General features: G+C 70.1%; 26 protein-coding genes. 13 read left to right on the forward strand and 13 right to left on the reverse strand.

Annotated elements, in window-relative coordinates:
* Nucleotides 1-221: 221 nt before the first annotated feature.
* Both Ate02nite_RS33785 and Ate02nite_RS33790 read right to left on the reverse strand, forming a co-directional pair.
* Nucleotides 222-1628: a family 43 glycosylhydrolase gene (locus Ate02nite_RS33785; RefSeq protein ID WP_203811952.1), complete on the reverse strand. Its 1407-nt coding sequence runs from the start codon at nucleotides 1626-1628 to the stop codon at nucleotides 222-224.
* Nucleotides 1625-4099 carry an alpha-L-arabinofuranosidase family protein gene (locus tag Ate02nite_RS33790; protein WP_203811953.1) on the reverse strand — a complete coding sequence of 825 codons (2475 nt, stop codon included), beginning with the start codon at nucleotides 4097-4099 and terminating at the stop codon, nucleotides 1625-1627. Before Ate02nite_RS33790 ends, Ate02nite_RS33785 begins: the two co-directional genes overlap by 4 nt.
* Before the next feature lie 173 nt (nucleotides 4100-4272).
* On the opposite strand from Ate02nite_RS33790, the gene Ate02nite_RS33795 reads away from it, so the two are divergent.
* Nucleotides 4273-5244: an arabinan endo-1,5-alpha-L-arabinosidase gene (locus Ate02nite_RS33795; RefSeq protein ID WP_203811954.1), complete on the forward strand. Its 972-nt coding sequence runs from the start codon at nucleotides 4273-4275 to the stop codon at nucleotides 5242-5244.
* Here the strand turns inward: Ate02nite_RS33795 and Ate02nite_RS33800 are convergent.
* A complete protein-coding gene (locus Ate02nite_RS33800) occupies nucleotides 5241-6137 on the reverse strand; it encodes an HhH-GPD family protein (RefSeq protein ID WP_203811955.1) in 897 nt (298 codons plus the stop codon). The genes Ate02nite_RS33795 and Ate02nite_RS33800 overlap by 4 nt on opposite strands.
* A gap of 158 nt (nucleotides 6138-6295) precedes the next feature.
* Here Ate02nite_RS33800 and Ate02nite_RS33805 point away from each other — a divergent pair, with 158 nt between their 5' ends.
* From Ate02nite_RS33805 to Ate02nite_RS33815, 3 genes are all read left to right on the forward strand, one after another.
* The gene (locus Ate02nite_RS33805; RefSeq protein ID WP_203811956.1) at nucleotides 6296-6799 is read left to right on the forward strand and encodes a glycine cleavage system transcriptional repressor; all 504 of its coding nucleotides are present in this window, start codon (nucleotides 6296-6298) and stop codon (nucleotides 6797-6799) included.
* Nucleotides 6796-7323 carry a peptide deformylase gene (gene def, locus Ate02nite_RS33810; protein WP_203811957.1) on the forward strand — a complete coding sequence of 176 codons (528 nt, stop codon included), beginning with the start codon at nucleotides 6796-6798 and terminating at the stop codon, nucleotides 7321-7323. Before Ate02nite_RS33805 ends, def begins: the two co-directional genes overlap by 4 nt.
* Nucleotides 7324-7404: 81 nt before the next feature.
* Nucleotides 7405-8154: an adhesin gene (locus Ate02nite_RS33815; RefSeq protein WP_203811958.1), complete on the forward strand. Its 750-nt coding sequence runs from the start codon at nucleotides 7405-7407 to the stop codon at nucleotides 8152-8154.
* A 329-nt stretch (nucleotides 8155-8483) separates the two neighbouring features.
* Here Ate02nite_RS33815 and disA read toward each other — a convergent pair whose 3' ends face one another.
* The 4 genes from disA to Ate02nite_RS33835 all read right to left on the reverse strand — a co-directional run bounded on the left by disA (nucleotide 8484) and on the right by Ate02nite_RS33835 (nucleotide 12754).
* Complete coding sequence (gene disA / locus Ate02nite_RS33820) at nucleotides 8484-9674, reverse strand: DNA integrity scanning diadenylate cyclase DisA (RefSeq protein ID WP_203811959.1); 1191 nt, start codon at nucleotides 9672-9674, stop codon at nucleotides 8484-8486.
* Nucleotides 9675-9757: 83 nt separating this feature from the next.
* Complete coding sequence (radA, locus tag Ate02nite_RS33825; protein WP_203811960.1) at nucleotides 9758-11164, reverse strand: DNA repair protein RadA; 1407 nt, start codon at nucleotides 11162-11164, stop codon at nucleotides 9758-9760.
* Between the two features lie 29 nt (nucleotides 11165-11193).
* Complete coding sequence (locus Ate02nite_RS33830; RefSeq protein WP_203811961.1) at nucleotides 11194-11844, reverse strand: hypothetical protein; 651 nt, start codon at nucleotides 11842-11844, stop codon at nucleotides 11194-11196.
* An 82-nt stretch (nucleotides 11845-11926) separates the two neighbouring features.
* On the reverse strand, nucleotides 11927-12754 hold the full coding sequence (locus Ate02nite_RS33835) for a UbiA family prenyltransferase (protein ID WP_203811962.1): 828 nt from the start codon (nucleotides 12752-12754) through the stop codon (nucleotides 11927-11929).
* 46 nt (nucleotides 12755-12800) lie between these two features.
* Here Ate02nite_RS33835 and Ate02nite_RS33840 point away from each other — a divergent pair, with 46 nt between their 5' ends.
* Genes Ate02nite_RS33840 through Ate02nite_RS33855 form a run of 4 tightly spaced genes read left to right on the forward strand, consistent with a single transcriptional unit; the run spans nucleotide 12801 to nucleotide 16209 of the window.
* Nucleotides 12801-13514 (forward strand): methyltransferase domain-containing protein, encoded by a 714-nt coding sequence (locus tag Ate02nite_RS33840; RefSeq protein WP_203811963.1) that lies wholly within the window; start codon nucleotides 12801-12803, stop codon nucleotides 13512-13514.
* Complete coding sequence (locus Ate02nite_RS33845) at nucleotides 13511-14665, forward strand: acyl-CoA dehydrogenase family protein (RefSeq protein ID WP_203811964.1); 1155 nt, start codon at nucleotides 13511-13513, stop codon at nucleotides 14663-14665. Before Ate02nite_RS33840 ends, Ate02nite_RS33845 begins: the two co-directional genes overlap by 4 nt.
* Nucleotides 14666-14686: 21 nt before the next feature.
* Complete coding sequence (locus Ate02nite_RS33850; protein ID WP_203811965.1) at nucleotides 14687-15751, forward strand: type III polyketide synthase; 1065 nt, start codon at nucleotides 14687-14689, stop codon at nucleotides 15749-15751.
* On the forward strand, nucleotides 15751-16209 hold the full coding sequence (locus Ate02nite_RS33855; protein ID WP_239147927.1) for a DUF6023 family protein: 459 nt from the start codon (nucleotides 15751-15753) through the stop codon (nucleotides 16207-16209). Before Ate02nite_RS33850 ends, Ate02nite_RS33855 begins: the two co-directional genes overlap by 1 nt.
* Here the strand turns inward: Ate02nite_RS33855 and Ate02nite_RS33860 are convergent.
* Nucleotides 16206-16889: a hypothetical protein gene (locus Ate02nite_RS33860; protein WP_239147913.1), complete on the reverse strand. Its 684-nt coding sequence runs from the start codon at nucleotides 16887-16889 to the stop codon at nucleotides 16206-16208. The two genes, Ate02nite_RS33855 and Ate02nite_RS33860, sit on opposite strands and share 4 nt — an antisense overlap.
* Nucleotides 16890-17299: 410 nt before the next feature.
* On the opposite strand from Ate02nite_RS33860, the gene Ate02nite_RS33865 reads away from it, so the two are divergent.
* From Ate02nite_RS33865 to Ate02nite_RS33885, 5 genes are read left to right on the forward strand one after another with little or no spacing between them, the layout of a single operon-like run.
* Nucleotides 17300-17785 carry a CarD family transcriptional regulator gene (locus Ate02nite_RS33865; protein ID WP_030443670.1) on the forward strand — a complete coding sequence of 162 codons (486 nt, stop codon included), beginning with the start codon at nucleotides 17300-17302 and terminating at the stop codon, nucleotides 17783-17785.
* 39 nt (nucleotides 17786-17824) lie between these two features.
* Nucleotides 17825-18526 carry a 2-C-methyl-D-erythritol 4-phosphate cytidylyltransferase gene (gene ispD, locus Ate02nite_RS33870; protein WP_203811968.1) on the forward strand — a complete coding sequence of 234 codons (702 nt, stop codon included), beginning with the start codon at nucleotides 17825-17827 and terminating at the stop codon, nucleotides 18524-18526.
* Nucleotides 18527-18530: 4 nt separating this feature from the next.
* Complete coding sequence (ispF, locus tag Ate02nite_RS33875; protein ID WP_203811969.1) at nucleotides 18531-19004, forward strand: 2-C-methyl-D-erythritol 2,4-cyclodiphosphate synthase; 474 nt, start codon at nucleotides 18531-18533, stop codon at nucleotides 19002-19004.
* Between the two features lie 25 nt (nucleotides 19005-19029).
* Entirely contained in the window at nucleotides 19030-19413 is a 384-nt protein-coding gene (locus Ate02nite_RS33880) for a PPOX class F420-dependent oxidoreductase (protein WP_239147914.1), read from the forward strand.
* Nucleotides 19414-19456: 43 nt separating this feature from the next.
* Nucleotides 19457-20635, forward strand: a complete 1179-nt coding sequence (locus Ate02nite_RS33885; RefSeq protein WP_203811970.1) for a tetratricopeptide repeat protein — start codon at nucleotides 19457-19459, stop codon at nucleotides 20633-20635.
* A 278-nt stretch (nucleotides 20636-20913) separates the two neighbouring features.
* Here Ate02nite_RS33885 and Ate02nite_RS33890 read toward each other — a convergent pair whose 3' ends face one another.
* The 5 genes from Ate02nite_RS33890 to Ate02nite_RS33910 are packed head-to-tail and all read right to left on the reverse strand — an operon-like array spanning nucleotide 20914 to nucleotide 26477.
* Nucleotides 20914-22149 (reverse strand): N-acetylglucosamine kinase, encoded by a 1236-nt coding sequence (locus Ate02nite_RS33890; protein WP_239147915.1) that lies wholly within the window; start codon nucleotides 22147-22149, stop codon nucleotides 20914-20916.
* The gene (locus Ate02nite_RS33895) at nucleotides 22146-23402 is read right to left on the reverse strand and encodes a 6-phospho-beta-glucosidase (protein ID WP_203811971.1); all 1257 of its coding nucleotides are present in this window, start codon (nucleotides 23400-23402) and stop codon (nucleotides 22146-22148) included. Before Ate02nite_RS33895 ends, Ate02nite_RS33890 begins: the two co-directional genes overlap by 4 nt.
* The gene (locus Ate02nite_RS33900) at nucleotides 23399-24280 is read right to left on the reverse strand and encodes a carbohydrate ABC transporter permease (RefSeq protein WP_239147916.1); all 882 of its coding nucleotides are present in this window, start codon (nucleotides 24278-24280) and stop codon (nucleotides 23399-23401) included. The genes Ate02nite_RS33895 and Ate02nite_RS33900 overlap by 4 nt, the downstream gene beginning before the upstream one ends.
* The gene (locus tag Ate02nite_RS33905; RefSeq protein WP_203811972.1) at nucleotides 24277-25203 is read right to left on the reverse strand and encodes a carbohydrate ABC transporter permease; all 927 of its coding nucleotides are present in this window, start codon (nucleotides 25201-25203) and stop codon (nucleotides 24277-24279) included. Before Ate02nite_RS33905 ends, Ate02nite_RS33900 begins: the two co-directional genes overlap by 4 nt.
* 2 nt (nucleotides 25204-25205) lie before the next feature.
* Entirely contained in the window at nucleotides 25206-26477 is a 1272-nt protein-coding gene (locus tag Ate02nite_RS33910) for an ABC transporter substrate-binding protein (RefSeq protein ID WP_239147917.1), read from the reverse strand.
* Nucleotides 26478-26513: the final 36 nt, after the last annotated feature.

The raw sequence follows: 26513 nt of genomic DNA on the forward strand, positions 1-26513 counted from the left end.
CCGAGCAGATCCTGTTCAACGAGCTGCGCCCCGGCCAGATCGTGGTTGTTGACTGCGAGGGTGACCCGGAGAACATCGAGAAGTCGAAGCTGACCTTCCGCGGCGCCGACCGCGGGGTCACGGTCCCGGACGCCGTTCCGGCCGACCTCGAGGCGACCGCCACCGAGGAGTAAGACTGACGGAAACGGCCCGGCTGCGACGCAGCCGGGCCGTTTTTCATGTCACGAGAGGCGGAAAACCGTCCCCGACGGCGCGACGGAGATCGCCCCGCCGCTCTGCTTCAGGTAACCACCGCCGACCACCGCGATCTTGACGCCATTGCGGACGATCTCCCGGCGGACCGGCGTGCCCGCGCCGTCCAGCTTGACCACTCCACCGTCCACGTGCAGGAACTGGCTCGGGTGGTCGACCGAGCGAACCAACTCGGTGCCGTCATCCCGGGCCTCGAACCGGAACTGGGTGGCCGCCAGGTCGCGCGGCGCCCGCTCCAGCACGATCAGCCCGTCGTCGGCGTGCCGGACGAAGTCCTTCGGCCGGTCCACGGGGGAGACCCGCACGATCGGGCCGCCGTCGCCGACCGGGATGCCGAACAGCGGGGTGCCGTCCGGATGCCAGTAGACCTTCTGCACCCGGGTGTGCCGGTTCGGGTCGTACAGCGGGTCGCCGGTGATGTCCCGGTAGTCGCGGGCGTGGAAGACCAGCACGTCGGTCACCCCGTCCTCGGCCACCGTGAACGAGTTGTGCCCCGGCCCGAACCGGGACGTCTCGGTGTTGGTCACGAAGATCGGGTCGGGAGTCTTCACCCACGAGTCCCGGTCCAGCAGGTCGGCGTCCGCGTCCGCGGTGAGCAGGCCCATGCAGTACCGGGCATCGGTGGCGCTGGCCGAGAAGGTCAGGAACACCCGCCCGTTGCGGATCAGCACGGCCGGCCCCTCGTTGACCTTGTAGCCCTGGATCTCCCAGTTCTTGGTCGGCGTGGTGATCCGGGTCGGCTTGGTGGCCAGCGTCCACGGGTTGGCGAGCCGCGCGATGTAGAGGCTGGTGTTGACCGCGATCTCCGGCTCGCTCTGCGCCCACACCAGGTAACGGTGGCCGCGGTGCGCGAACGTCGTGGAGTCCAGCGTGAAGCCGTCCCACTCGGTCAGCAGCTGGCCCTTCAGGGTCCAGCCGCTCGCGTCGGTCGGGTCGGCCAGCGCCGACTCCAGCACGTAGGTGCGGATCCGGAACACGTCATCCGAGTCGCCGGCCGCGAAGTAGATGTACCAGCGGCCGTCGATCCGGTGCAGCTCCGGCGCCCAGATGTGGCCGGCCATCTTGCCGGTGGCCGGCCGTCGCCAGACCACCGTCTCGGTGGCCGCCGGAAGCCCGGCGATCGTGGTGGCACCGCGCACGACGAGCCGGTCGTACTCCGGGACCGAGCCGGTGAAGTAGTACTTCCCGTTCGTGCGGGGCGTGATGAACGGGTCGGCCCGCTGACTGATCAGCGGCTGCGCGGTCGGGACGCCGTAGATCTCGGCGTCGGTCTTCGGAATGGCCGCCGAAGCAGTGCCGGCCGAGGCGAGCCCGGCGACCCCGGCGCCGGCGGCCACCCCTAGGGACCCTCGGAGGAGCGTGCGTCGACTGATCATGACCGCTCCTTGATGCGGAGGAAGGTAACCGAGTTGGCCGGGAACGTCCGGGTGAACGTCGACCCGATCCCGTTGACCGTGCTGGTAACTGGCTGGATCGGCTCCGCCGAGCGGGTGTTCTGCTCGCCCGGGTCGCCGGCCAGCACGGTGATCTTCGCGCTCCGCGCCACCTTGAGCCCGCCGAGGTCGACCTTGGTCAGCGCCGCCTTGTCCTGGGCGTTGACCACCTTGACGATCAACTCACCGGTGCGATTGTCGTGCGTGACCACCTGCGCGAACGGCTCGGACACCTTGTTGTCGTCGAAACCGCCCCACTCGACGCCGTCCTTGAACAGCGTGACCTTCGTACCCCGTACCTGGATCTTGAGGTTGTAGGTCTGGCCTGTCACCACCGAGTCCGGGCGAGTGAGGATCTGCTCCTTGGCGTCGGCGGAGCCGGATGCCTTCTCGACCGCGCCCTGGGTGTTGTTCCAGCCGCCCAGGTTCCACCAGTACCAACTGTCCGAGTTCTTGATCCCGAACGGGATGAGGAAGCCCTCGGCGCCGGCCGTCTTGGTGGCCTTCAGCGTGACGTCGTAGTCGGTGGCGGTGATGTTGGTGGCCGCCGCGACCATGGTGTTCGTCGCCCCGGTGTCGGACTGCACGTAGGCGCCGTCCTGCACCGACCAGGTGCCCCGGTTGGACAGTGAGGTCCAGCCGTCCGCGTTGCCGTCGTTGAAGTCGTCCGAGGCCAGCACGGTGCCGTCCGGCGTGGTGACCTGGACGTCGTCGTAGCGGGCCGCGGTGGCCCAGGTGGACAGGCCCACCCGGCCGGTGATCGGCTGCGGCTGGACGACCGCCCCGGTCGTCGTGCTCGGGACGACCCGGTCGCCGACGTTGGTCATGAACAGCTTCTGCATCTGGTAACTCGTCGTGCCCCACGACTCGTCGTTGTCGAACCAGATCAGGTCCGGCCGCCACTGCACGTTGTCGATGTTGGCGTACAGCGGCGCGTAGGACGCCATCTTCACCACGTCGGCGTTGCGCTCGAGCCCGGTCATGTAGGCCGCCTCGGCCAGCGAGTTCGCGAACTTCGCATCCAGCGAGGCGTATTCACCCAGGAAAACCTTCGGACCATTGCGATCGTACGAGTCGTAGCGCGCATTGTTCTGCAGGAACCAGGACGGGCTGTTGTAGTAGTGCTCGTCGACCATGTCGCTGCCGGCCGCCTTGTTCTTGGCCCACAGATTGTCGAACGTGGCACCGGTGTCGTCCGGCCCGGAGTTGCTGATCACCGTGACGTTCGGGTACTTCGCCTTGATCGCGTCGCGGAACTGCAGGTAGTTCGCGAAGTACTCGTTCGGCAGGTTCTCCTCGTTGCCGATCGCCACCTTGGACAGCCCGAACGGCTTCGGGTGACCCATCTGCGCCCGCACCTTGCCCCAGGTCGAGGTGGTCGGCCCGTTGGCGAACTCGATCAGGTCGAGCGTGTCCTGAATGTACTTCTGCAGCAGCGCCGGGTCATTGGTGGCCCGGTTCTGGCCACAGCCGGTGACCAGGGCCGGCAGCACCGGGAGCGGCTGGGCGCCGATGTCCTCGGAGAACTGGAAGTACTCGTAGTAGCCGAGGCCGTAGCTCTGGTTGTAGCCCCAGAAGTTGGTGTTGGTGGCCCGGGTCTCGACCGGTCCGACCGTGTCCTTCCACTGGTAGGAGCGGGCTCGCGGGTAGCTGTTGGCGGCGTCGTAGCCGTACATGCTGCCGGTGTTGACCAGGCAGCCGCCGGGGAAGCGGACGAAGCCGGGCTTCAGCGCCGCGACCTTCTCGGCGAGATCCCTACGAAGGCCGTGGCCCTTGTAGGTGTCGCGGGGGAGGAGCGAGACCATGTCCAGTCTGGACGATTTGTCGGTCCGGACGGTCAACCGGCCGGCATCCGTGGTGGCGGTGGCCCGCAGCGTGCCGGTGTACTTGGTCCAGCTGTCGGTGGCGATCGCCTTGGTCAGCGTCGCGCCGCCGAGGGTGACCGTCAGCGTGGCGCCCGCGTCGGCCCGTGCCCAAATTGAGAAGTCGTAAATATCGCCCTTTTTGGTGGCGATGCCGCTGTTGTAGCCGGCGTTGGTGAGTGCGGCGCCGTCGGTCACCCGCAGATAGGTGCGGTTGGTGGCGTTGAGCCGGGCGTCGTCGTTGGCCGTGGTGGCGGTGCCCGCGTCGACGGTCCAGCCGGTCAGGCCGTTGTATCCACTGCGGTCGGCCGGCAGGAACTCGAAGGAACGGTTGCGGACGAGCTCGGCGTAGAGCCCGCCGTCCGCCGCGAAGTTGATGTCCTCGAAGAAGACGCCGTACATCGAGTCGTCGATGGCGGCGCCGGCACTGTTCGGATGAACAGTGATCGTGTAGTCGGGGTTCGCGGACGCGGCTGCCGGTGGTGCCACCGCGAGCGGCAGAGCCGCCAGGGCGACGGCCGTGCCGGCTATCCGTGTTCGGAGTCGGGGCATGACGGGGTCCTCCCGAGATGTCCATGTGCACGTCAACATCAGGTAGCCGCCATCGGACCCGCCTCGCGGCGGATCAGTACTGCTGAAGGCGGCTGCAATCCCTTGACGTTCATCGATGTGAACGTTCACTCTAGCCGTAACACCCCGGAAATGTCAGCGGCGAGAGGAGTCTCATGTCGTTTCGCAGGAAAGCGCTTGCCGGAGCAGTCGCCCTGGTGGTGACCGGCGCCGTGGCGGTCGGCGTCGGGTCGGCCGAGGCGGCCACCTACCCGAACCCCGGCGCGGTCACCGGCAGCATCAACGTGCACGACCCCGGCATCGTGAAGAAGCCGGACGGGACCTACCTGATCGCGCACACCGGCAACAACATCACCCTGAAGACCTCGACCGATCGCACCGCGTTCAAGGATGCCGGGGTGGCCTTCCCGAGCGGCGCGTCGTGGACGACCGCGTACACCGGCGGCAGTGCGAACCTGTGGGCACCCGATATTTCCTACCGTAGCGGGAAGTATTGGATGTACTACTCGGCATCCACCTTCGGGTCGAACCACTCGGCGATCTTCCTGGCCACCAGCACCACCGGCGCCGCCGGCAGCTGGAGCAACCAGGGCCTGGTCATCGAGTCGAACACCAGCGACAACTTCAACGCGATCGACCCGAACCTGTACGTCGATCCGTCCGGCAACTGGTGGCTCAGCCTCGGCTCGTTCTGGACCGGGATCAAGCAGGTCCAGCTCAACGCGTCCACCGGCAAGCGGCTGAACACCACCATCCGCTCGCTGGCCGGCCGGGGCGGTGGCGCGATCGAGGCGCCGTTCCTGTTCCGGCACGGGTCGTACTACTACCTGTTCGTCTCGTTCGACAAGTGCTGCGCGGGCGCGTCCAGCACCTACCGGATCATGGTGGGCCGCTCCACCAGCGTCACCGGGCCGTTCGTCGACAAGAACGGAACCGCGATGACCAGCAGCGGCGGGACCGAGATCCTCGCCGGGCACGGCAGCATCCACGGACCGGGCGGACAGTCCGTCTTCACCGACTCCGACGCCGACGTGCTGGTTTACCACTACTACGCCGACAACGGCACGGCCAAGCTCGGCATCAACCTGCTTGCCTACGACTCGAGCGGGTGGCCGTACGTCTACTAGAGGTCTTGGGGTTGGGGTCGTTGGTTGTCGCCGGCCAGCACGAAATCGTCGGCACCCAGCGGCTCCACCAGGCCGTCGTCCACCAGGCCGGCCAGGGCCCGGGCCCGCTGCACCTCGTCGGACCACACCACGTCGAGGCGTTGCCGCGGCACCGGGCCACTGGCGTGCCGCAGCACCTCCAGCAGCAGGCCACGCACCTGCCGGTCGGTGCCCGCGTACCGCTGCGGCTTGCGGCTCGGCCCTTCGGGCAGGTTCTCACCGGTCGCGTGCCACGCACAGGCCGTCTCGAACGGACAGCTCAGGCAGCGCGGCGCCCGAGCCGTGCAGACGATCGCGCCCAACTCCATGAACGCGATGCTGGCCTTCGCCGCCGTCGCCTCGTCCGGCGGCAGGAGTTCCTCCACCGCCACCAGGTCGGCCGCGGTGGTCGCCGCTCCCGCGTCCGGCTTGCCCTCGACCGCGCGCGACACCACCCGCCGCACGTTGGTGTCCACCACCGGGTGCCGCTGCCCGTAGGCGAAGGTCGCGACCGCCCGGCCGGTGTAGGTGCCGACGCCCGGAAGGGCCAGCAGCTGGTCGAGGTCGGACGGCACCTCACCGTCGTGCCGCTCGACCATCGCGACGGCGCAGGCGTGCAGGCGCATCGCCCGGCGGGGGTAGCCGAGGCGGCCCCACATCCGGATCGCCTCGGCCGGCGGATCGGCGGCCAGATCGGCCGGGGTGGGCCAGCGGGTCATCCAGGAACGCCAGGCCGGTTCCACCCGGACCACCGGGGTCTGCTGCAGCATCACCTCGCTGACCAGCACCCCCCACGCGCTCGTGGTGGGCTGCCGCCAGGGGAGGTCACGGGCGTTCGTCTCATACCAGGCGATGGCATCGTCAGCGAGAGTCATGGCAGAGCCACTTTAGCCATGCCCTTCTGGCCCTCGCCTGCGGCCGCCGTCGTTCGGTGCGGCTGGGTGCCGCTCGGTGCAGGCGGTCATGGCGGGTGTCACCTTAGCCATGCGCGCCGAGCGGCGCCCGCAGGCCTGGCACCACTTACTGTAGGCAGGTGCATGAGCTTGCCATCACCGTCATCGGTCCGGACCGGACCGGCATCGTCGCCGACGTGGCCGAAGCCCTCGCCGGAGTCGGCGCCAACCTCACCGACTCGACGATGACCCGCCTCCGCGGCCACTTCGCGATGACCCTGATCTGCACCGGCCCCACCGCGGCCGAGGCCGAGAAGGCCCTGGAATCACTCGCCGGGGTGACCACGGCGGTGCGTCAGGTCTCGCCCGAGGCGTCCGGCGGCGGCGACGGGGAGGCTTGGGTGGTGAGCGTGCACGGCGCCGACCGGCTCGGCATCGTCGCGGCCGTGACCCGTGAGGTGGCCGGGGCCGGCGGCAACATCACCGACCTGAGCACCCGCCTGGTCGGCAGCCTCTACGTCCTGATCGCGGAGGCCGACCTGCCCGCCGGGGCCGGTGACGAGCTGGCCCAGCATCTGGCCGTAGCCGCCTCCGAGCTGGGCGTCGAGGTGACGCTGCGCCGCGCCGAGCCGGAGATCCTGTGACTTTTCCGGAACTGCCGGAAGGCCGGGTGCTCCCGGTCGTCACCGCGCCGGCCACCGTCCTCAGCACCGTCGGCGACGAGGTCGACCCCACCGACCCGGCCGTGCTCCAGCTCGCCGCCGACCTGGTCGCCACCATGAAAGTCTCGGCCGGCTGCGTCGGCCTGGCCGCACCACAGGTCGGCGTCGGCGTCCAGGTCTTCTGCGTGAACGTGGTCGGCCACCCCAAGGCGGCCACCGTGCACGGCACGTTCGCCCTCTGCAACGCCAAGATCATTGAGGCGTCGCGCTGGAAGGCCGGCCGCGAGGGCTGCATGTCCGTGCCCGACCTGACCGGCGACGTGAAACGGGCCGGCCGCATCGTCGTCGAAGCCGTCCTGCCCGGCACCGGCGAGGCCGTCACCATCACCACCGACGCCTTCGAAGCCCGCGCGCTGCAACACGAGATCGACCACTGCGCAGGCAATCTGTTCCTCGACAAGGTCGCCGGCGCGCATGCGATATACCAGCGCAAGGTCTATCTTTAACGAGCGTTATCCGAGTACGTGTCGCATACCCGGCGCGTCGCGCCCGTGGTCCCGCTCCTCCGGGTTTACGGTGGCCCCATCATGCGAACGACGGTTGGTTCCCTCCCTCCCGCCGTCTACTGGCGGCGTCGTGCGGTCGTGCTGGGTGCTGTGCTGCTCGGCATCATCGTGCTGTTCGTTTCCTGCTCCGGTGACGACAAGGACGACCAGCGCGGCAAGGGCGCGTCGCCGTCGTCGCAACTGCCCACCCCGGCCCCGGCCAACTCCGCGTCGCCGACGACCGAGCCGTCCTTCCTGGACGGGGTCCCCGGTGGGAATGGGCCTTCCTTGCCCGCGCTTGGCGACCTGGAGTCCAAGACGCCGGGCGCCGATGATGGCACTACTACTACCGGCGACACCGGGCAGAACACCAATGTCACGGTTCCGGCCGACGGATCCTGCGCCGACACCGAGATGACGGTCGTCCCGGCCGCCAATCCGACCACGTTCAAGCGTGGGGCCACGGTGGAGTTGTCGCTTACCGTGAAGAACACGGGCACCCGGACCTGTAGTCGTGATGTGGGCGCTGGGCCGCAGGAGCTCTATATCGATCAGGGCGGGCGGCAGTACTGGTCTTCGGACAAGTGCAGCGACCAGAAGGGCAGCGATGTCCGGCAGTTCGCGCCGGGGGATGCGCGCACCTACAAGGTCAGCTGGAATGGGCGGCAGTCGAGCAGTTGTGCGGCTAATGCGGCGGCTGGGCCTACTCCGCCTCAGGGGCAGTTCGATTTGCGGGCGCGGTTGGGGACGTTGCGCAGCGAGCCGATGGTATTGACGATTCTCGCGTCCTGAGTGGGGGCCGCTGTCTTTCTGTGGCCTTAACCCCCTGGGGCGCTGCCCCAGACCCCGGCCACGCGCTGCGGAGATCACTCTGGCGGGTGGCTTCTGGCTCGTCGTGGCTGGGCTTGGTGCGGGGCAGGCTTGGGTGATCTCCTTGCGGCGGCACTTGAGGCGATCACACCGGTGGGCGGCCCGCAAGCAAACCCCGCTTGCGCGCCACCCACCGGCGCGATCTCTGGGGCGTGCCGCCGCAAGGAGATCACCCAAGCCCAAACCAGGTATGGGTATGGGCTGGTGGGCGTCCTCCTCAGCCTGCTCCTGCCGCGCCCGTCCTGGCCTGCCTAGACGTAGCGTTCCAGGATTGAGGCTTCGGCCAGGCGGGACAAGCCCTCTCGGACTCCCCTTGCCCTCGCGTCGCCTACGCCGTCTACCGCCTGCAGGTCTTCTACCGTGGCGCCCAGCAGGCGCTGCAGGCTGCCGAAGTGGTCTACCAGGCGGTCTACGATCTGGGACGGCAGGCGGGGGACCTTGGCCAGCAGGCGGAAACCTCTGGGGGAGACCGCTGCGTCCAGCGCGTCTGACGCGCCGGGGTAGCCGATGGCTTTGGCTACCGCTACCAGGTCGATCATTTCGGTGGCGGACAGCAGGTCGAGTTCTACCAGGGCCTCGTCCAGGGTCCTGGCCTTGCGGCCGGTTGGCAGGTAGTCGCGGATCACCAGGGTGCGGTCGGCGTCCACGCCGGCCATCAGCTCGTCAAGCTGTAGGGCCAGCAGGCGGCCGTCGGTGCCCAGTTCGACCACGTAGCCGGAGATTTCGTCGGCGATGCGGCGGACCATTTCCAGGCGCTGGACCACCGCGACAGCGTCACGGACCGTGACCAAGTCTTCGATCTCCAGGGCCGACAGGGTGCCGGAGACCTCGTCCAGGCGGAGTTTGTAGCGTTCCAGCGTGGCCAGGGCCTGGTTGGCTCGGGAGAGGATGGCGGCCGAGTCGTCCAGGACGTGGCGCTGGCCGTTCACGTAGAGGCCGATGATGCGCATCGACTGGCTTACCGAGATCACCGGGAAGCCGGACTGCTTGGCGACGCGCTCGGCGGTGCGGTGCCTGGTGCCGGACTCCTCCGACGGGATGGACGGGTCAGGCATCAGGTGGACGGCGGCCCGGACTATGCGGGTGCCGTCGCTGCTCATCACCACCGCGCCGTCCATCTTGCACAGCTCTCGCAGGCGGGTGGCCGAGAACTCGACATCGAGCGGGAAGCCGCCGGTGCAGATGCTCTCCACGACCGTGTCGTGGCCCAGGACGATCAGGGCGCCGGTGCGGCCGCGCAGGATGCGTTCCAGGCCGTCGCGCAGGGCTGTTCCGGGGGCCATCAGGGCCAGATTGGCGCGTAGTGGATCGGCGGTCACGCCGCCGCCGGAGAGGCCGGGGGTGGACGTCGTCGACGCGGCGCGGTGCGCCGAACCGTTGACGCCGGGACGCGGCGTCGGGGTGGCGGCAGCGGGCTTGGAACCATCGCGGTCGAGCGGCACCTGTACATTCTACGGAATGTCATCCAGGCCAACGAGCCGTGGTTCGATGAATGCTCCGTAGCGTGATGAAACATCACGCTGTGTCACCCGGCTGAGGCTCGTGCCGCGGCCTGCAGGGCGCCGCGCAGGTCGGAGACCTCGGTGACGCGCATGCCCTTCGGGGCGGTGCCCTCGGGGTCGCAGCCGGGCGGCACCAGAGCCTCCTTGAAGCCCAGGCGGGCAGCCTCGGCCAGCCGGCGGCCCACCGCTCCGACCCGCCGGATCTCGCCGGTCAGGCCGACCTCGCCGATCGCCACCAGATGTGGGGCCATCGCCAGGTCTAGACCGCCGGACGCCACCGCCAGGGCCATCGCCAGGTCGGCCGAGGGCTCGGTCAGCCGGATGCCGCCGACCGTGGCGGCGAAGACCTCGCGGTTGTAAAGCTTCAGCTGCTTGGTGCGGCGTTCCAGGACCGCCAGGACCATCGCCAGGCGGGCGCTGTCCAGGCCCGACACCGTGCGCCTCGGGCTGCCCTGCACCTCGGCGCCGATCAGTGCCTGCACCTCGGTGACCAGGGCGCGCCGGCCCTCCATGGCGACCGTGACGCAGGTGCCGGGGACCGGCTCCTGGTAGCGGGTGAGGAACAGGCCGGACGGGTCGGCGAGGCTGGTGATGCCGCCCTCGTGCATCTCGAAGCAACCCACCTCGTCGGCCGCGCCGTAGCGGTTCTTCACGCCGCGGACCAGGCGCAGCGACGAGTGCTTGTCGCCCTCGAAGTGCAGCACCACGTCGACCAGGTGCTCGAGGACTCGGGGGCCGGCCACCTGGCCGTCCTTGGTGACGTGACCGACCAGGACGGTGGCGATGCCGCGCTCCTTCGCCACCCCGACCAGGGCCGAGGTCACCGCGCGGACCTGGGTGACGCCGCCGGGGACGCCCTCGGTGCCGGGGGCCGAGATGGTCTGCACCGAGTCGAGGATCAGCAGGCCGGGCTTGACCGCGTCGAGATGGCCGAGCACCGCGCCGAGGTCGCTCTCGGCGGCCAGGTAGAGGTGGTCGTGCAGGGCGCCGAGGCGCTCGGCCCGCAACCGGACCTGGCTCACCGACTCTTCGCCGCTGACCACCAGCGACGGGGTGCCGGCGCCGGCCGCCCACTGCTGGGCGACGTCGAGCAGCAGTGTGGACTTGCCCACACCGGGCTCGCCGGCCAGCAGCACCACGGCGCCGGGCACCAGGCCGCCGCCGAGCACCCGGTCGAGCTCGCTGACGTTGGTCGGGACCGCCTTGGCGGGAGCCGCGCTGATCGTGGCGATCGGGCGGGCCGGCTCGGCCGGCATGCGCGAGCTGACCACCCGGCCGGCGCCGAGCGGGCTGGTCACCGTGGACTCGATCACCGAGCCCCACTCGCTGCACTCGGGGCACCGGCCGAGCCATTTCGGTGGCTGGTGCCCGCAGGCGTCGCAGACGTAGGCCGGTCGAGCGGCCTTGGTGGTCGAGCGGGAGGTTGTCACCCGGTCAAGTTAGCCCGGGGGTACGACAATTACTCCTCGTGGTTCTCGTTCTCGATGCCGGGAGCGCGCGAGGCCGGCGAGGTCGGGATGCCGAACGGCGCCACCACGTCGAGGGACTGCCCGTTGTCGACCTGGATGGTGAGGGCCAGCGAGTAGCCCGGGCGGAGCTCGCCGGACAGGCCCGAGGCCACCAGCAGCTCGTCATCCTGCGGCAGGAAGGTGGCGCTGCCCAGGCCCGGGATGGTGACCTTGGCCGGCTTGAGCGGAGCCTCCGCCGGCTCGGTCGGCGCGGACGCGTCCGCCGAGGGCAGAGCGGTCGGCGCGGTCGTCGGCTCGCCGCCGCTGAGGCCGACCTGCTGGGCCGAGACGATGCCTGCGGTGACCGTCTGCTGCGGCTTGCTGGTGATCGTCACGGTCAGTGGCTGCTCGGTCTGGTTGAACAGGCTGAGCTGGATCGGTGCGGTGCCGTTGGCCTCGTAGCCCTCGGTGCCGTTGTAGATCACCTGGAGGTTGCGGACGAGCAGACCGCCGTCGGGGCTCTGGGTGTTGAGGCCGGCGACCGGCGCCTTCAGGATCGCGGTCTCCGCGACCTGCCCGGCAGAGCAGCCGGCCAGGGCGATCACGGCGGCCATCGCGGCACCCGCGGCCTGTGCGACGCGGCGGGTTCCCAGCGAGCGCATCACGATCCTCCAAGTAAAGACACCAATGGCGTGAGACTCAGGCTATCGGTCCGAGATCGGGCTCGTGCGGCGACCCGGCCATTCACACCACCGGGCCCGAGAAGATCAGTAAAAGGACGTCGATCAGGGCCACCACGATCACCGCCCGGAACATCGCGACCCGGCGTCCGGTGGCGCGCCGGGCCGCGTACCAGCCGAGGGGAAGGACCACGACGGCGGCCGCGGCCGCTGCCCAGCCTGACCACGACGGTGGCCCGGGCGGTCCGAAGACCAGCGTGAGAGTCGCGCTGAGCAGGAGAAACGCGGCTGCGACGGCGGAGCCGGCGGCGCCCAGCCGATGCGGCAGGCCGTGTACCCCGGTGGCCGCGTCGTCGTCCAGGTCGGGCAGCACGTTGGCGAAATGGGCGCCCCCACCGAGCAGCGCGCCCGCCGCGACCAGCCAGGCCGGCGGCGCCGGATGGCCCGGCAGCGCGTTGATCACAAACGCCGGGAGCAGCCCGAACGTGACCAGGTAGGGCACCACCGAGAACACCGTGGACTTCAGCGGCCAGTCGTAGAGCAGGGCGGACACGCCGGCCACCGAAAGGATCAACATCGGCCCGAGGCCGAAGGGCAAGGCCACAAAGGGTACGGCGACCGACGCGAGCAATCCGGCGATCCCGACCGTACGGCGACCGACCGCCCCCGTCGCGATCGGCTTGTCCCCCCGCCCGGCGACCCGGTCGCGCGGCGCGTCCAGCCAGTCGTTGACCCAGCCCACCGACAGTTGCGTGGCCCCCACCGCCAGGAAGATCCCGGCGATGGCCCAGCCACGGTGGCCCGCGCCGACCGCCAGCAGGGTCATCGCGACGGTGACCGCCCCGCCCGGCTCCGGATGCGACGCCTTGATCAGGGCGAGCGCACGTTTCATGCGGCCAGTGTGGCGGGCGTGCCGGATGCGTGCCAGTCTCGATCACATGCGGTCGATGTCCCGTAACGATCCGCTCCAATACGACGAGCTCGCCGACCAGTGGTGGCACCCGGGCGGCGGGTTCGAAATGCTGCACTGGCTGGCCGAGGCCCGGGCGGCGCTGATACCCGCGGCCGGCCGGCCCGGCGCGGTGCTGCTCGACGCCGGTTGCGGCGGCGGCCTGCTGGCGCCGCACGTGGCCGGTAAGGGCTACCGGCACATCGGAGTCGATCTCGGCCGCCCCGGGCTGCGGCTGGCCGCCTCACACGGCGTGCAGCCGGTCAACGGCGATGTCACGGCGCTGCCGGTGGCGTCCGGGACGGCCGACGTGGTGGCGGCCGGCGAGATCCTCGAGCACGTCACCGATCTGCCCGGGACGGTCGCCGAGCTGTCCCGGGTGCTCCGGCCGGGCGGCCTCGTGGTGATCGACACGGTGAACGACAACGCGCTGAGTCGCTTCATCACGGTCACCGCGGGTGAGTGGCTGGGCCTCGCCCCGCCCGGGATTCACGATGCGTCACTGTTCGTGCGGCCGCGCCGGCTGATCGCCGAGTTCGCCCGGCACGGCGTGCACCTGACCGTGCGCGGGGCCCGGCCGACGCTGGGCGGCGTGGTGCGCTGGCGCCTGCGCCGCCGCCCGACCCGCGGGCGGATCGTGCCGACCGGACTGACCGCGGTGCTCTATCAGGGGACCGGCCGCAAGCTGGGGGAGGCCTCATGATCGACGAGGCGCGGCGGCTGGTGCCCCGGTTCGCGGCCCGGGCCGCCGCACACGACCGGGACGGCACGTTCCCGGTCGACGACTTCGCCGACCTGCGCCGGGCCGGGCTGTTCGGGCTGCTGGTGCCCGCGCGGCTGGGCGGGGCCGGGGCCGGCTTCGCCGACTACGCGGCGATCGCCTACGAGCTGGCCCGGGGCAACGGCGCCACCGCCCTGGTCTTCAACATGCACGCGTCGGTCACCGGCGCGCTCAGCGGGGTCACCGACGAGCTGGCCGAGGCGCTCGGCCTGCCACCGTCGGCGCTGGCGGCCCGGGACGCCTACCTGCGGGCGGCGGCCGAGGGCTCCTGGTACGCGGTGGCGATGAGCGAACGCGGCGCCGGCTCCCGGCTGTCGCAGATGTCCACCCGCTACACCGCGGTGGACGACGGCTACCGGATCGAGGGCGCCAAGACGTTCTGCTCCGGCGCCGGGCACGCCGACGCCTACCTGGTCGCGGCCCGCAGCAGCGCCGACCCGGCCCAGGTGTCGCAGTTCCTGGTGCCGCCGGGCGACGGCCTGCGGGTCGAGGAGACCTGGGACGCCCTCGGCATGCGCGCCACCTCCTCGCACGACCTGCACGTCGACGTCACGGTCCCGGCCGGCGCCCTGCTCGGCGGGGTCGAGGGCCTCGCCCTGGTGGTCGCCCAGCTGGCCCCGCACTGGATGGTGGCCAGCTACGCGGCCGTCTACGTGGGGGTCGCCCGGGCCGCCGTGGACGCCGCGATCGAGCACGTCAACGAGCGCAAGCTGGGCCACCTGCCGGCGATCCGGGCCCGGATCGGCCGGGCCGACGCCGCGGTCGCGGCCGCCCACCTGACGGTGCTGGAGGCGGCCCGCCGGGTCGACACGGCACCCGGCGACGCTGAGACGAACCGCTGGGTGTGGCGGGCCAAGCTGCTGGCCGGCACGACTGCGGCCGAGGTGGCGGCGTCGATGCTGGAGGCGGCCGGCACCTCGGCGATGCGCCGTGGCCACCCGCTGGAACGCCTCTACCGCGACGCCCGCGCCGGTTCGCTGCAACCGGCCACCAGTGACGTCTGCGCTGACTGGCTGGGCGTCGACGCGCTCGGCGGTGATCCCGACTCGGAGGGGTTCGCCCCACGCTGGTAATCGGCAACAGGAGAGGACGACGTGGAGCGCTACGCGACCATCGCGGGGCTCGGCATCGCACTGCCAACCTCGGTGGATCAGCGCGAGGTCTGGGACGGCTACTTCCAGCACCAATACTCGGGTCCCCGCCGCGCCCTGGCCAAGCGGATCTTCGAGAACGCCGGGGTGCGCACCCGGCAGGCCGCGGTGAGCCCGCTGCTCGAAGACGTGGCCAACTGGTCGACCGAGCAGCGGATGCGCCGCTACCAGGTCGAGGCCATTCCGCTGGGGAAGGAGGCGGCCGCCCGGGCGATCGCCGAGGCCGGCCTGACCGCCGACCAGATCGGTCTGTTCGCGGTCTGCTCCTGCACCGGCTACGCCACTCCCGGCCTGGACATCCTGCTCGCCCGCGACCTGGGCATGGCCCCCGACCTGCAACGCCTGTTCGTCGGCCATATGGGCTGTTACGCGGCCCTGCCCGGCCTGGGCACGGCCGCCGACTTCGTGGTCGCCCGCGGCCGGCCCGCGCTGCTGCTCTGCGCCGAGCTGACCAGCCTGCACCTGCAGCCGCCCGCGGTGCGGGCGGACGTGCAACAGATCGTTTCGCACGCGCTTTTCAGCGACGCGGCGGCCGCCGTCGTGCTCATTCCAGGAGACGGCGGTGGGTACGCGGTACGCGAGGTCGCCGCGGTGACCGACAGTACGACCGCCGACCACATGACCTGGGAGGTGACCGACCGTGGCTTCCGGATGGGGTTGTCGCCGCGGGTGCCGGACGTGCTCGCCGTACACGTCCGCGGTCTTGTCGTTGATCTGTTGGCCCGGCACGGGCTGACCATCGGCGACGTGGACGGCTGGGCTGTGCACCCGGGCGGCCCGAAGATCCTCGACGTGGTCGGCGAGCAGCTCGGCCTCGACGAGGCGGCGCTGGCACCCTCCCGCGAGGTGCTCACGGCGTACGGCAACTGCTCCTCGCCGACCGTGCTGCTGGTGCTGGACGCGCTGCGCCGCCGTGCGGCGCCGCCGCGTCGCGTTCTCATGCTGGCCTTCGGGCCGGGTCTCACGCTCTACGGAACGCTGCTCGAGACCTCTACAGTCACAGCGTGATGGGGGAGCAGACGCGGGGTGTCGTGCTGTACGCGTGCGCCGCACTGGTGCTGATCGGCGGCGGAGCCTGGTGGTTCCGCGCCGCGCCGCAGACGGAGGTCGATCCGCAGATCGAGCAGTGGCGCGCGACGGCTGAGAAACTCGTGCCGGACATCGACCAGCAGGAGGAGGCCAGCACGCTGGCCCTCGCACCCAACGGTGACCGCGAGGTGACGGCCAACGTCAGCAACGGGGAGTACCTGGTGACGGTGATCTGCGTGGGCGGCGAGGAGAGTCAGGTGCGGGTGAGTCTCGGCGAGGCGGGCACCGACACCGGGCGCGGGCTGCTGTGCGGCAAAGATCGGCAGAGCACCGATTTCACGGTGGGCACGGCCGGACAGTTCCGGATGAATGTGTCCGTCAACGATGCGGGGCCGGTCATTTTCCGTTACTCCCTGCTGCGGCAGGCCGGTTCCTAGAGGCGCGCCAGATCGGGGCGGAATGTCTCGATCGAAGCGGTGCGCGCGTCGGTCCGGATGATCTCGCCGTCCCGGCTGACCAGGAGGGCCGCCGCGGTGCCGTCGGGCGAGCCGAGCTTGAGCTGGGTGCGCAGACTGCCGGACGGGTCGTGCAGCACCCGCACGGTCTTGCCCTGCGCCTGCGGGGTGGCGCCGGTCGGCGGGACGGTGCCGGTCGAGGCGGTGATCGTGCCGCCGACGGCGATCACGGTGATCTCCGGGCGGACCGCGTCGACGGTGTCGGCGACCAGCGCGGCGCACTCGCAGCCCTCGATCAGCAGGATGACCGCCGGCAGATCGTGGCGCAGCGAGACGGCCTGACCGTCGGCGTTGATCAGCTCGAGAGCGGGCAGCGCGCTGGTGCGGACGTTGGTGGTGCTCGCCGTGCGCTGGGTGGCCGGCTGCAGCACCGGCCCAGGCCAGGCCGATGCGAAGAGGCTCGCCACGGTCACCAGCACGGCCATCGAGATGATCAGAACGGGGGCGCGGACGGCGCCGGAGGCGAGCTTGCGAACACCGCGCATGACCGGTCGATCGGCGAAGCGCTGCCAGCGGGAGGGGCTCCGGGTGGCGCGCAGCTCGGCGCGGACGGCCTCGACCTCATCGGAAAGCTCGGACAGATCGTCGGGAATGACGATCACGCCCCACTCCTCAGGGAGGTCGGGCAGATCACCGCCATTCGACGACCATCCGCCGTTATCGCTCGGACCAGCCATGACTCACCCTCCCCCCTGGCCGACCCAGTGGTTCTTCGGTCGGGGACCTACTGCCCAGCCTCCCTTAACCTCGGCCGGGACGCCAGTAGTGCGCGCTTCCGGACCTTAGCGATAAGCTTGACCTCACAAACGCCGTAGGTGCGAAATATCCGACTCGCTGGGCAAAGCGGTCACGCAATCGTCACATAGCGTTACCGAGGCAGCTCCCGCCGCTTCTGTCAAGCCGTAGAAAGGCCCGTCACAAGGCCCCTGAGCTGCACTAACAGTCACCGGCTGGGCGGGACATAGCTGCCTGAGCGTGTTACCCTAGACACAGCGAAAGGGGCTTCGAACCTATGGTTTTCAGTGTCGGCGAGACCGTTGTTTACCCCCACCACGGGGCCGCACTCATCGAGGCAATCGAGACTCGGGTCATCAAGGGCGAGGAAAAGCAGTATCTCGTTCTGCGCGTCGCCCAGGGTGATCTGACCGTTCGGGTGCCCGCTGAGAACGCCGAAATCGTCGGCGTGCGCGAAGTGGTTGGCGAGGAAGGCCTGGGGAAGGTCTTCGACGTCCTCCGCGCTCCGCACACCGAGGAGCCGACCAACTGGTCGCGGCGTTACAAGGCCAATCTCGAGAAGCTGGCCTCGGGTAACCCCCTCAAGGTTGCCGAAGTTGTTCGTGACCTTTGGCGTCGCGAGCGCGAGCGTGGTCTCTCGGCCGGAGAGAAGCGCATGCTTGCGAAGGCCCGCGACATTCTGGTCGGCGAGGTTGCTCTCGCGGAGAAGAGCACCAAGGACGAGGCCGAGGTTCTCCTCGACAAGGTCCTCACCGAGGCCTGATAGCGCCTCGACAACACCATCTCTGCACAGGACCGCGACGTGACCGCGCAGCTTAATGCTCGGGGTGACGTCGCGGTCCTTGTTCCAGCGGCTGGTGCGGGGCTGCGACTCGGGCCGGGGGGCCCGAAAGCGCTCCGTCTGCTGGCCGGCGAGCCTCTTCTCGTGCACGCGATCCGGCGCATCGCCGCCGCCGGATCGGTGCGCGTGATCGTGGTCGCCGCCCCGGCCGCCGAGGTCGAGGCCGTTCAGGAGCTGCTTGCCCCGGTGGCTCCGGTGACCGTCGTGGCCGGCGGAGCCGAGCGGCAGGAGTCCGTCGCGCTGGCGCTGGCCGCCGTGCCGGCCGGCGTCGACATCGTGCTGGTGCACGACGCGGCCCGCGCGCTCACGCCGCCGCAGCTGATCGAGGCGGTAGCCGCCGCGGTCCGGGCCGGCCACCCCGCGGTGATCCCGGTCCTCCCGGTGGTCGACACGATCAAAGAGGTTGGCCCGGGGCCGGAGCTCGAGGTGGTTCTCGGGACCGTGGACCGGGCGGTTCTGCGCAGCGTGCAGACACCGCAGGGGTTCCGGCACGACGTGCTGGCGGCCGCGCACGCGACGGCGGCCGACTCGCTGACCGACGACGCCGGGCTGGTCGAGAAGGCGGGCGTGCCGGTGACCTGCGTGCCCGGGTCCGAGCTGGCCCTGAAGATCACCCGGCCGCTCGACCTGATCCTGGCGGAGGCGCTGCTGCACGTATCGTGATCGGGTGATCAATCAGCGGGTCGGCATCGGCACCGATGTGCACGCGTTCGCGCCGGGGCAACCCTGCTGGGTGGCCGGGCTCCTCTGGCCCGATGAGGTCGGGCTGGCCGGGCACTCGGATGCCGACGTGGCCGCGCACGCCGCCTGCGACGCGCTCTTCGGCGCGGCCGGGCTCGGCGACCTGGGCAGCAACTTCGGCACCAGCCGGCCGGAGTGGGCCGGCGCCTCCGGGGTGGCCCTGCTGACCGAGACCGTGCGGATCCTGCGGGCCGCGTCGTTCGAGATCGTCAACGTCTCCATCCAGGTGATCGGCAACCACCCGAAGATCGGCACCCGGCGCGCCGAGGCCCAGCGGGTCCTCTCCGACGCGGTCGGCGCCCCGGTCACCGTCTCCGGCACCACCGCCGACGGCCTCGGTCTCACCGGCCGCGGTGAGGGCCTGGCCGCCGTCGCGGTCGCCCTCGTCATCGCACCCTGAGCCGCGGTCCGGCAGGATCATCGGCATGACTGGATTGCCGGAGCCGGTGCGGCGGCTGATTGACGGGAACACCTTCGCGGTGTTGAGCACGATCAACGCGGATGGAAGCCCGCAATCGACCGTGGTGTGGGTCAAACGGGACGGCGACGACGTGCTGTTCTCGACCATTCGGGGACGGGTCAAGACACGCAACATGGAACGCGATCCCCGGGTGTCGCTCTGCGCCTACGACCCGGCGAATCCGTACTTCTACTTCACCGTGGACGGGACCGTCACGCTCGTCGAGGAGGGTGGGGACGCGCTCATCGACGAGCTGAGCCGGAAGTACGACGGGAAGCCGTGGACGCCCACGCCGGGTGCGGTGCGGGTGGTCAGCCGGGTCACCCCCACTCGGGTGATCTCGCGGTAGCCCCGAACCGGCGCGGGGTGCGGGGAGCGCCTACGCTCGACCCGTGGCCGCTCCACTGGATCCCGAGACCTCGCCGGAGGAGTACCGGCAGCGGGCGTTGCTGCTCGCCGATCTCGGCCGCTACGACGAGGCGACCGAGGAGATCGCGGCCGGGCTGACCGCCGCGCCCGGCGAGCCCGGCCTGCTGGCCACCCTGGCCCGGATCCATCTGGCCGCCGAGCAGCCGGCCGAGGCGCTCGCGGCGGCCGAGCGGGCCGTCTCCTCGGCGCCCGGCACGCTTCCGACGCTGGTCGTGCGGGCCATGGCGCTCACCGACTCCCGGCGCTATGCCGAGGCCGCCCGGGTCGCCGCCGACATCCTGCGCAACTGGCCGGCCGACGCCTACGCGCAACGCACCGGGGCGGCGCTGCTCAGCGAGTCGCGCAACGGGCAGGAAGCGCTGAACGCCGCCTGGAACGGGGTGCGGGTGGCGCCGGCCGAGGGCGAGGCGCACCTGGTGCTGGCCGTCGTCGCGGCCCGGTTGCGGCTGTTCGACCTGGCCCAGCGCGCCTACGCGGAAGCACTCGACCTCGACCCGGCGATCGGGGAGGCGCAGAACGACGTCGGCATCGTCCGGTTCGAGCGGCGCCGCTGGGCCGCCGCGCTCGAGGAGCTGGCCGAGGATGCCTCGCTGGCGGTGCCGGCCGAGGACAGCGGACAGCCCGGACCGGCCGACGACACTGGGGCCTACCCTTCGCCGTTCCCGCGGCCCTACCCCGCTCCCGACCGGCCCGATCCGGAGGGGCCGCCGGCGCACACCTCGGCCAGCTGGACCGGGCAGGTCAGCCGGCCCAGCCGGCCGGTGCTCGACATGTCGTCGGACGCGGCCGACGCGGTCCGGCGCGGCGCGCAGACCGGCGCCAACGCCACGCTGATCGCGTCCGTGGTGGCGGCCGGGATGATGATGGTCAGCGAAGGCATCTCGCGGATGTGGGCCGGCTTGATCGGGCTGATCATCTTGGGCGGCGTGCTCGTCTGGCTCAACCGGCTGGTGCCGGGCCGGTTGGTGCCGGCGCTGGCCGGGCTGCGCGCGGGCAACCGGCCGTTGGCCGCAGCGGCCTACCTGAGCTTCGCCGCACCCCTGCTGCTGCCGGTCTACGCCCTGGTCGGCGGCGTGATCCCGCTGATCGCCGGAATGGTCCTGGCGGCTGCGGCCAGCATGCTGATCTTGACGAGGCGCTGACCGGCCGGGGCGTAATCGCTCGCCTGAAGCGAGGGCGGCGTCGGACTTCGCGCAGGCGACCGCCGCTGAGGCCCGTCTCGTGTTGACTGAATCAACATTGACGACTGCATTGCATGTTGACGTGTTGATGTCGTGTTGACCGTCAACACGTTCGCGTTCACGACGCAGCGCGGCGCGCGGTTGCCTGTCGGCTGAGACGAGGATGGCGCCGGCTCGGAGGGGTGGACCTCCGGACCGGCGCCGTCGTTCGCGGGGCGCAGGTCATGCGCCCCGACGTCTCAGTCCGCGACCGCCTTGAGGTCGGCGGCCGGTTCGAGGTCCGCGACCGCCGCGCCGGGCCCGAGGTCCGCGACCGCCGCGCCGGACCTGAGGTCCGCGACTGCCGTGCCGGGGGCGAGGTCTGCGACCGCCGCGCTGGGCCTGAGGTCCGTGGCTGTCGTGCCGGGGTCGAGGTCTGCGAGGTCGAGATTCGTGACTGGGGGGACGGGGTCGCGGTTGGCGGGGTTGAGGTTTGGGGAGCGGGGGGCTGGGGTTGGGTGGCGGTCGGCCAGGGCGGCGCGTAGGGCCGGCTCGGCGGTTGGGGCGTGGGCCATGGCGTCCAGGGCCAGTAGGGCGGCGCCGGTTACTGGTGGGGTGGATAGGACGGAGACCTCTACCAACGGGGCCTGGCGGTGGGCGCCTGCGGTGATTTGGTCGTTCAGCTGGGGGTGGCGGGCTCGCATTACGCCGCCGCCCAGGACCAAGGCGTGTGGGTGGTTCAGCAGGTTCAGGCGGGTGGCCGCAACTCGGTGCTGGGCCAGGATTTCCTCGGCCTGGCGGTTGATCAGGGCGGTGGCCACCTCGTCGCCTGTTGCCGCCACCTCGAACAGCAAGGGCGACAGCTCGTGGATGCGTTCCATCGGCAGGTCGCCCAGGTGCAGGGCGATGCTTACCGCTTCCACCGTGGGCAGGTTGAAATGTGCTGCCACCGCGGCCGACAGAGCCGTGGGGCGGCCTCGGCCGTCCTCGCCGCGGACGGCCTCGCGCAGGGCGTGGTCGGCCAGGTCGTGGCCGCCGCCCCAGTCGCCGGAGATCGGGCCCAGGGCCGGGAAACGGGCGGTCCGGCCGTCTGCGGCGCGGCCCACGCAGTTCGTGCCCGCGCCGCAGACGACCGTTACCGCGTCCGGCATGGCGGTGCCGGCTCGCAGCAGGGCGAAGCAGTCGTTGTCCACGATCGTCTGGCCGGCCCACGCCTCGGCTGCGATGACCTGGTGCAGGCGGGTCACCTCGATCGGCAGGTCGGCGCCGGCCAGGTAGACGGCGATGGTGTCGATCGGGGTGCCGAGCGGCAGGCCGGCGTCGGCGTGCACGGCCTCGATCAGCCGGCCCAGCACCTCTACCGTGCCGGTCAGGCCGATGTTGTGCGGCGACGACGTGCCGCCCCGGACGAAGCCCAGGACCCGGCCCGAGTCGTCGCCGAGCACCACGTCGGTCTTTGAGTTGCCGCCGTCGGCCGCCAGATAGAGCGCTCTCATGAGGCCCACGCGAGGTGCTGGCGGCCGGCCGCGATGAGCTTGTCGGCCAGGGCGTCGGCGTACTCGTGCTGGCCGATCAGGGGGTGGGCCAGGAGGGCGCGATAGACCCGTTGGCGGCCGCCCCGTAGTGCGGCGTCGATCGCGAGTTCCTCGTACGCCCAGACGTGGGTGATGAGTCCGGACATGTCTGGCGGCAGGGGGGTGACCGGCAGCGTGGCCGGGCCCTCGAGGCCCGCCCGGGCCGAGACCTCGATGACCGCCTCGGCCGGGAGGAAGGGCAGGGTGCCGTTGTTGCGCACGTTGACCGAGTGGACCGCACTGTCGTCGTAACCGTGCAGCGAGGCCAGCAGGCCGACCGCGGCCTCGGAGTAGTAGGCGCCGCCGCGTTCGCCGAGGAGGGCGGGCTTCTCGACGAGGTTCACGTCGCGGTACATGTCGAGGAGGACGGCCTCGATCTCGGCTACGCGCTGGCCGCGGGTGGGCTGGCCGAGTGACTCCCGGACGTGCTTGTCGTGACTGTAGAAATAGGACAGGTAGTAGGACGGGACGTTACCCAGGGTGGTGAGGACCTCGGGGGCGATGTCCACCTCGTCGGAAATCTCCGGCAGGTGGGCGGCGAGCAGTGCGGGCAGGCGGTCGACGCCGTCCACATAGGCCGCTCGCTCCCAGGTCAGGTGGTTCAGGCCGACGTGGTCGAGGACCACCGCCGACGGGTCTACGCCCAGGTAACCGGCGAAGCGGCGCTGGAAGCCGATCGCCACGTTGCACAGGCCGACGGCGCGGTGGCCGGCGTCGAGCAGGGCTCGGGTGACGATGCCGACCGGGTTGGTGAAGTCGACGATCCAGGCGCCGGGCTTGGCCCGCCGCCGGATCCGGTCGGCCACGTCGAGCACGACCGGGACGGTGCGCAGCGCCTTGGCCAAGCCGCCGGCGCCGGTCGTCTCCTGACCGACGCAACCGCACTCGAGCGGGAACGTCTCGTCGGTGATCCGCGCCTGCTGGCCGCCGACCCGCAGCTGGATCACCGCGGCGTCGGCGTCGGTGACCCCGGCGTCCAGGTCGGTCGTCCAACTCACCTTGCCCGGGTGGCCCTGGGCAGCGAAGATGCGAGCTGCGAACGCGCCGACGATCTCCAACCGCTCAGCTGCCGGGTCGATCAGGACGAGTTCGTCGACCATCGAGCCGAGCCGTGCGAAACCGTCCACGAGTTCCGGCGTGTAGGTGGATCCACCGCCGATAACCGCAATTTTCACCCTTTGAACCCCGTTAGTGTGATGCCCTGCACGAACGCGCGCTGGGCGAAGAAGAAGATGACGATGAGCGGGGCCATGGCCAGCACCGTTGCTGCCGTGACCAGGTTCCAGTCGACGTGATGGACGGTCCGGAACGACGCCAGGCCCAGCGTCAGCGTCCACGAGCTCTCGTTCTCGCTGGTGTAGAGCAGCGGGCCGTAGTAGTCGTTCCAGCAGAAGAAGAACTGGAACAGGCCGGCCGCCGCGATGCCCGGCCGGGCCATCGGCAGCACCACCCGCAGCAGCGTGCGCCACTCGCCGCAGCCGTCGACCCGGGCCGCGTCGAGGTACTCGGACGGGATGGTCAGCAGGAACTGACGCAGCAGGAAGATGCAGAACGCGTCGCCGAACAGGGCCGGGATGATCAGCGGCGCGAGCGAGCCGGTCAGGCCGTAGCGGGCCCACATCAGGTAGAGCGGGACGGTCACCACCTGCGGTGGCAACATCATCACGCAGATGATGGTGAGGAACAGAGCGTTGCGGCCGCGAAACTTCAACTTCGCCAGGGCGTACGCGGCGGGAACGCTCGATGCCAGGGTGAGGACCGTGGAGCTCACTGCGTAGATGACGGTGTTGAGCAGATAGTGCGGCAGCGGCGTGGACCGGAACACCTTGACGTAGTTCTCGGGGTGCCAGGTGTTCGGCCAGTAATCGCTTGTCAGCGCCTGGTTGCTGGTCATCAGCGAGAGCAGCACGAGGTAGATCACCGGCGTCAGGAACATGATCACCAGCACGATCGCGATGCTGTGCTTGGCGATCCAGGCGAGCCGGTTCTGCCTTTTGATCTTGCGGGCCGGAAGATCGGCGATGGCCGGCGGGGTCTCCAGAAGAGCGGTCACGATTCCTCCCCGGAGAAGGCCTTGGCCCGGCGCATCAGGATCACGGTGACCGAGAGCGCGACCACGAACAGCGCGATCGCGAGGGCGTTGGCGTAACCGAGCGCGTTGTACCGGAACCCGACCGTGTAGAGCCACAGTGGATAGGTGAAGGTCGAGCCCTCGGGATAGCCGAAGGATTGGGAGATCCCGGCCCCGACGGTGGCCTGCCCGCTGGCGATCGAGCCGGCCACCGCCGCCTGGTCGAAGTACTGCAACGTGTAGATCACGCCGGTGACCGCGGCGAACAGGATCACCGGCTGGATCGACGGCAGGGTGATCGACCGGAACTTGTGCCAGGCGTTCGCGCCGTCCAGCGACGCGGCCTCGTAGAGGCTCTCCGGAACGCCCAGCACCGCGGCCAGGAAGATCACCATCAGGTCGCCGATGGCCCACAGGCCGAGCAGGACCAGCGAGGGTTTGGCCCAGGTCGGTGAGTTGAACCAGAGCGGCCCACTGATGCCGATCTTCTCCAGGAAGTGGTCGACCGGGCCGGTGCCCGGCTTCAGCAGGTAGACGAACGCGATGGTGGCGGCCACCGGCGGCACCAGGGCCGGCAGGTAGAACACCGTGCGGAAGAAGCCGGCCCCCCGTCGCAGCTGGGTGAGCAGCATCGACAGGCCGATCGCCCCGACGATCCGGGCCGGGACGAAGACCACCACCATCCACAGCGTGTTACGTACGGATTGGAGCAGGAACGGGTCGTCCGCCATCCGCTTGTAGTTGTCCAGTCCCACCCACTGGGGCACGGAGAGCAGGTCGAACTTCGTGAAGGAGAAGTAGACCGCCGAGATCAGGGGGTAGACGAAGAACACGGCGATGCCGATCAGCGCCGGGGCCAGGAACGACAGCGTCGTCAGACTGCGGCGAAGGCGAATGGCGGACATGGTCAGCCGCCCAGCTGCATGACGCTGTTGACCTTCTTGTCGGCATCGGCGAGCCCGGCGTCCAGGTCCTTGACCTTGCCGGCCTGGTAGTTCACCAGGAACTGGCCGAAGGTCTCCTGGTAGGCCGGACCGGACGCGGACGGCGGCGTGGTCGACGAGTTCGGGTTGTTGAAGATGTCGATGAACGCCTTGAAGTCGGCATCGGCGTTCAGCGTCGGGTCGGCGATCGACTTGGTGGTGGTCGGCACGTTCTTGATCAGCCCGGCCAGCTTGGTGACGGCCGCGTCATCCGTGGTCAGGTACTTGATCAGTTCCCAGGCCGCCTCGGGGTTCTTGGCGTTCTTGGAGATGCCCATGATGTTGCCGGTCACGTAGCCGCCGCCGTAGCGGGCGGGGTCGGCGGCCGGGAGCGGTGCTACGCCGTACTTCAGATTGGGGCTTTGGTCCTTGAGGAAGGCCAGTCGGTACTCGGCGTCGATGTTGATCGCGACCTGGCCCTTCTGGAACGCGTTGTCCGCGCTGAACTCGTCACCCAGGCCGGCCTTGAACTTGGTGAGCTTGTCGTAGCCGTACCAGTCGACGAGGTTCTTCTGCCAGGTCAGCAGGGTCTTCCAGGCCGGGTCGGAGCCGACCGCGGACTTGCCGTCGTCGGTCAGCCACTTGGCGCCGACGGCCGGGGCGAGGTGTGCGGCGGCGTTCTCGTAGAAGTCGTAGAGCGGGAGGAAGCCGACCGTCTTCAGCGAGCCGTCCGGGTTGCGTACGGTCAGCTTCTTGGCGTCTTCGGTCAGCTCGTCCAGAGTCTTCGGCGGGCCGGCGATGCCGGCCTTGGCGAAGAGGTCTTTGTTGTAGAACATCCCGTACGCGTCGGCGAGGAAGGGCATCGCGCAGCGCTTGCCGCCGAACTCGGTGTACGACCGGGTGGTCGCGTTCAGCTGGTTGAGGTCCACTTTGTCCCGGGTGATGTACGGGGTGAGATCCACCCACGCGCCGGACGAGCAGAACTTGCCGACGATGTCGGTGGAGTAGGAGAGGCCGATGTCCGGCCCGTTGCCGGCCCCGATCGCCTGGGTGACCTTGGAGTCGTCCTGCCCGGACTTGACGGTGACCTTGATGTTCGGGTGAGTGGACTCGAAGTCCTTGATCACCTGGTCGATCGCGTCGGCCTCACGCTCGGTGAAGAAGTGCCAGAGCTCGACGGTGCCGGAGACCGAGGCGCCGGGCGCGGCGACCTTGTTCTCCTTGGGCGCGGGGGTGCAGGCGGCGGTGGTGAGCAAGGTAAGGGCAAAAAGGGCAGAGGGTAGCCGTTTGTT

This window comes from Paractinoplanes tereljensis, from assembly GCF_016862435.1.
In the GTDB taxonomy this organism is placed as follows: domain Bacteria; phylum Actinomycetota; class Actinomycetes; order Mycobacteriales; family Micromonosporaceae; genus Actinoplanes; species Actinoplanes tereljensis.